A 6,037-nucleotide genomic window follows, 5' to 3' on the forward strand; every position below is an offset into this window, starting at 1 on the left:
AGTTACACGAGGTAAAATACCCATATGAACCAGTCTCTTAACTCCCTTCCTAATGACCCTGCTTTGCTCAAGGCATTGCTGTTGTCCGCCCAAAGTGAGATTGAAGCTTTAAGCGGTAAGGTTGAGAGTTTACAAGCTAATGAGCAAGCCCATCTGGTTCTGATCACATCGTTCAAACAGGCTTTGGCCAAGTTGCGCAGGCAGCGCTTTGGCGCATCTTCAGAAAAGATCGACCGCGAGATTGCCCAGCTTGAACTGGCGTTGGAAAACCTGGAGGTTGCCCACCCATGCCAGGAGCCGGAAGGTGAACGGTTGCCCGTGCCCGAACTGGCCACCTCCGCACTTGAAAAGCCACCCAAACCGGCCCGCGGCAAACCTCGGGTGAGCAGCGATGTGGACCGCGAGCGCGTTACTCTGCAATCACCAGTAGCGTGCCCCGATTGTGGTGGCAAGCTGCGGCTCATCGGGGAGGATGTGTCTGAACTGGTGGAGTTCATCACCGCAAAACTGAAGGTGATTGAAACAGCAAGGCCCAAGACGTCCTGCCGGGTGTGCGAGAAAATCGTGCAAGCTCCAGCACCAACCCGGCCCATTGAAAAATCCAGTGCCGGAGCCAGCTTACTGGCGCATATTCTGATCTCCAAGTTCGATGATCATTTGCCGCTATACCGTCAAAACGAGATCTTTGCCCGGCACGGCATTGATATTCCCCGCTCTACTTTGTCGGACTGGTGCGGGCTTGCCATGAAAACACTGGCTCCGCTGACCGAACTGCTTAAAGTTGAGGTGATGCTCTCAGATCGCCTGCACACCGATGACACGCCCATTGATGTACTGGGTCGTCAGTTCAAGACGGTGAGCGGTTCCGGCAAAGCTTCGAGGCAGGGCCGGATCTGGACCTATGTGCGCGATGATCGCCCCTTCGCAGGAGAGGCCCCGCCTATTGCTGCCTATTGGTTCTCCGCAAATCGCAAGGCTGACAATCCACGATCCCACCTCAAAGAGTTTTCCGGCATTCTGCAGGCCGATGCCTATGCTGGCTACAAGCAACTTTATGACAGCGGGGACATTAAAGAAGCCGCCTGCTGGGCGCATTGGCGCCGCGACTTCCATGATATCTTCACCGCCACCAAATCAGAACTGGCCAGATACGCACTGGAGCAGATCGGCAAACTTTATGACATCGAACGCCAGATCAGCGGAAAACCACCAGACCAGCGGCATGAGGTACGGCAGAAGCACAGTAAACCCATCGCTCAGGCCTTCAAGGCCTGGTGTGAAGCTCAGCTTGCCCGCATCTCAGGCAAATCACCGCTGGCCAAAGCCATCCGCTATGGCCTCTCCCGCTGGCACGCCTTCACCTTGTTTCTCGACGAGGGCCGTGTCGCGATCGATAACAATGCAGCTGAGCGCGCAGTCAGACCCATCGCACTGGGCCGTAAGAACTTCTTATTTGCTGGATCAATGGCGGGCGGAGAAACTCTAGCCGACGCCATGACGCTGATTGAAACTGCAAAGATGAATGGCCTTAACCCGCAAATGTATCTGACCGACATCCTAGCCTGCATCAACGATCACAAAATCAACCGCCTCCACGAGCTCCTACCATGGAACTGGAAGCTGGACGCAAAATCACAGCCGCAAGCCCAAATCCTGGCGCCTTGAGCGGACGGTTACGCTTTTAAAGTGAAAGTTGTTTTTTTGTATTCGCGGAGAGAAGGTCTTGAGTTAACTAGCTCAGGACTCTCAGTTCGCCAGCATAGACATCACAGATTTGCTCAAGCGCGAGAAGATCAAGATCTCCATGGTCTCAACCTACCCTCCCTGCAGCACCATCAGTTCGAGCGGTTCCCCGCGCCATCATCAACATGGGATCTTCATTCCCTTCGGTGCCATCAACTCAGCAGCCTCACGAACCTGATGTCGCCAGCCCATTGTCCAGTCTGCCCTCCTCACGGTGTCATCCCGGGCGCAGACCCGGGACCCAGAGCTTCACGCCGTGACCAAGATGACCGAACCAACCTAAACCTTGCTCCGATAAACAGCAGCTCCCAAGAGGAACGCTCTGGAGGTATGAGCGGGATGGGAGACAGCTTTCCTCTCTAGACTAGAGGTGCGGCAATTCAGATGACCGCAGCAAGAACAGCCTATCCTTTGTTCCCAAACTCCGGACAACAAAAAACCCGCCTTCATTATGAGGGCGGGTTCGCTAGAACGACAAAACCCCCGCGCTATAAAGCAACGGGGGTTTTGTATATTGGGTAATTCTGGTTATTTTGAAGATATTTTGTATGTTTATCATGCCCGGCAGCGCCCTACTCTCCCGCGTCTTGAGACGAAGTACCATTGGCGCAGGGGCGTTTCACTTCCGAGTTCGGGATGGGATCGGGTGGGGGCGCCCCGCCATAGCCACCGGGCAGGATAAACATACATAATTGCGATCAGCTTGTCTGAGAGTGCTTTGCACCTCAGGCGGATCTTGGTTTACGATCCACGGCTTGAGGTTTCAAGCATCTTTCAGATTGATGATTAGCGTCATCTATCTGATCTTGTATATTGAACTGGTCTATTTTGTTAGCCAAGTGACTGGCTTAGTATTTGTCATTTTCATCCATAGGCTTATCTGCTTTTTTGAGCAGGCCTATGTGACAAACTTAGAAGTTTGTCATTTGTGATTATAGCTTAATGGGAGTGATCAAGCCAATCGAGCTATTAGTAAGGCTCAGCTTCGCATATTACTATGCTTCCACATGCCTCCTATCAACGTGGTGGTCTTCCACGGCTCTCAAGGGAATACTAGTTTCAAGGTGGGTTTCCCGCTTAGATGCCTTCAGCGGTTATCCCTTCCGTACATAGCTACCCTGCAATGCGGCTGGCGCCACAACAGGTCCACCAGAGGTACGTCCATCCCGGTCCTCTCGTACTAGGGACAGATCCTCTCAATATTCCTACACCCACGGCAGATAGGGACCGAACTGTCTCGCGACGTTCTGAACCCAGCTCACGTACCACTTTAATTGGCGAACAGCCAAACCCTTGGGACCTGCTCCAGCCCCAGGATGTGATGAGCCGACATCGAGGTGCCAAACAATGCCGTCGATATGGACTCTTGGGCATCATCAGCCTGTTATCCCCGGCGTACCTTTTATCCGTTGAGCGATGGCCCTTCCACGAGGGACCACCGGATCACTATGACCGACTTTCGTCTCTGCTCGACTTGTCAGTCTCGCAGTCAGGCAGGCTTATGCCATTGCACTCAACGAGCGATTTCCGACCGCTCTGAGCCTACCTTCGCGCGCCTCCGTTACCATTTGGGAGGCGACCGCCCCAGTCAAACTACCCGCCACACACGGTCCCGGGTATTGTAGTACCGCGGTTAGATATCCATGAGGACAAGGGTGGTATTTCAAGGATGACTCCACCAAAGCTGGCGCCTTGGTTTCAACGTCTACCACCTATCCTACACATGTCATCACGAATATCAGTGTGAAGCTGTAGTAAAGGTGCACGGGGTCTTTCCGTCTAACCGCAGGAACCCCGCATCTTCACGGGGAATTCAATTTCACTGAGTCTGTGCTGGAGACAGCGGGGAAGTCGTTACGCCATTCGTGCAGGTCGGAACTTACCCGACAAGGAATTTCGCTACCTTAGGACCGTTATAGTTACGGCCGCCGTTTACTGGGGCTTCAATTCGCTGCTTGCACAACTCCTCTTAACCTTCCAGCACCGGGCAGGCGTCAGACCCTATACGTCGCCTTGCGGCTTCGCAGAGCCCTGTGTTTTTGATAAACAGTCGCAACCCCCAATTCTGTGCCCCCAATACAAAGTTGCCTTCGCATTGGGCTCCCTTCTCGCGAACTTACGGGAGCAATTTGCCGAGTTCCTTCAGCACAGTTCTCTCAAGCGCCTTGGTATACTCTACCTGTCCACCTGTGTCGGTTTAGGGTACGGTCTTATCGTGGGAGCTATTTCCTGGAACACCTTCACCGCATCTCCAATCCAATAAGGAGATACGATACACGGCATCCGTCACTACCCACAGGCCGGGGAATATTAACCCCGTTCCCATCGACTACGCCTTTCGGCCTCGCCTTAGGGGCCGGCTAACCCTGCGCCGATTAGCGTTGCGCAGGAACCCTTGGACTTTCGGCGAGAGGGTCTCTCACCCTCTTTATCGTTACTCATGTCAGCATTCGCACTTCTGATACCTCCAGCAGCCCTCACGGGTCCACCTTCATCGGCCTACAGAACGCTCCGCTACCGCTTAGATAAACTAAGCCCGCAGTTTCGGTGTATGGCTTGAGCCCCGGTACATTTTCGGCGCGGAGACCCTTATTTAGACCAGTGAGCTGTTACGCTTTCTTTAAATGATGGCTGCTTCTAAGCCAACATCCTGGTTGTTTTGGGATCTCTACATCCTTTCCCACTTAGCCATAACTTAGGGACCTTAACTGGCGGTCAGGGTTGTTTCCCTCTCCACAATGGACGTTAGCACCCACTGTGTGTCTGCCGAGTAGTACTTCCTGGTATTCGGAGTTTGGTTAGGATCAGTAAGGCGGTGAGCCCCCATAGCCCATCCAGTGCTCTACCCCCAGGAGTATTCACTCGACGCTCTACCTAAATAGATTTCGCGGAGAACCAGCTATTTCCGAGTTTGATTGGCCTTTCACCCCTAACCACAAGTCATCCCCGAATTTTTCAACATTCGTGGGTTCGGTCCTCCAGTGCATGTTACTGCACCTTCAACCTGCTCATGGCTAGATCACTCGGTTTCGGGTCTAATTCAAAGAACTAAAGCGCCCTATTAAGACTCGCTTTCGCTGCGCCTACACCTACCGGCTTAAGCTTGCTCATTAAATTAAGTCGCTGACCCATTATACAAAAGGTACGTTGTCACCCAGAACAAATCTTGAGCTCCAACTGTTTGTAAGCATTCGGTTTCAGGTACTATTTCACTCCCCTCGTCGGGGTACTTTTCACCTTTCCCTCACGGTACTGGTGCACTATCGGTCGACTAGGAGTACTTAGGCTTGGAGGGTGGTCCCCCCATGTTCAGACAGAATTTCACGTGTTCCGCCCTACTCGAGGACTACAAATCTTTCTACCCGTACGGGACTATCACCCAATAACGTCAAGCTTCCCAACTTGTTCCGGTTCTTAATTTGTAGCCACTGGCCTGGTCCGCGTTCGCTCGCCACTACTAACGGAGTCTCGGTTGATGTCCTTTCCTCTGGGTACTTAGATGTTTCAGTTCCCCAGGTTTGCCCCCTTGCGGGTACACCTTACGGTGTGGGTTGCCCCATTCAGAAATCGTCGGATCAAAGCTTATTCGCAGCTAACCGACGCTTATCGCAGCGTATCACGTCTTTCATCGCCTCTAGTCGCCAAGGCATCCACCAAATGCTCTTATTACACTTGATCACTCTCATTAGCTATAATCACAAACAGTCCGAAGACCGCTCGTAAATCTAACAAAATATAAGCTTGATTGTCACTTGGAACATCCAACATTTTATTCGATAGACTTATCTGAACCAGCAATGCTGATCAGGCCTATCTTCGTTGGATGTAATCTTGTTGCTGCATAAAGACCCAATCGCTAAGCAATCAAATAATCATGCGGCTGATACACAATGTGTATCAAGACCAGTTCATGAGACATAACTGGCGGGGCAGCGGTTAAACGCCCCCGTACAATACCCTGGCGGGTATTGGTAACTGGCTAGTGACACGTCGAACAAATCAAAATGCTTGCGCACTTAGATCTGACGCTCAACGCGGCCAGTAATGTCTTCTCTTCAAAATGTCACAGAACACGCAATCACCATAAATGATGATCACAAAACGATCAGTCTTTCTAAGTAGATTAAGGAATGACGCTTCTCACGAAGGTCTGACTCTTCTTCGAAGTGTCATTGGTGGAGCCAGACGGGATCGAACCGACGACCTCATGCTTGCAAAGCACGCGCTCTCCCAACTGAGCTATGGCCCCTTTTTGTTGGAAGAACCTTGCATATGACAATTCAAAGAATTGTCA

General features: G+C 52.0%; 1 protein-coding gene, 1 tRNA gene and 2 rRNA genes. 1 reads left to right on the forward strand and 3 read right to left on the reverse strand.

From position 1 onward, the window contains the following. The first annotated feature begins 24 nt into the window (after positions 1-24). The gene (locus BLS62_RS15425; RefSeq protein ID WP_093176409.1) at positions 25-1,665 is read left to right on the forward strand and encodes an IS66 family transposase; all 1,641 of its coding nucleotides are present in this window, start codon (positions 25-27) and stop codon (positions 1,663-1,665) included. A 637-nt stretch (positions 1,666-2,302) separates the two neighbouring features. Here the strand turns inward: BLS62_RS15425 and rrf are convergent. The 3 genes from rrf to BLS62_RS15440 form a co-directional block, all read right to left on the reverse strand. Then, positions 2,303-2,417: ribosomal RNA gene (gene rrf, locus BLS62_RS15430) — 5S ribosomal RNA — on the reverse strand. Between the two features lie 274 nt (positions 2,418-2,691). Next, positions 2,692-5,421: ribosomal RNA gene (locus BLS62_RS15435) — 23S ribosomal RNA — on the reverse strand. A 495-nt stretch (positions 5,422-5,916) separates the two neighbouring features. Further along, positions 5,917-5,992: transfer RNA gene (locus BLS62_RS15440), tRNA-Ala, on the reverse strand. Positions 5,993-6,037: the final 45 nt, after the last annotated feature.

The sequence above is a fragment of the Pseudovibrio sp. Tun.PSC04-5.I4 genome (genome assembly GCF_900104145.1).
Lineage (GTDB): Bacteria > Pseudomonadota > Alphaproteobacteria > Rhizobiales > Stappiaceae > Pseudovibrio.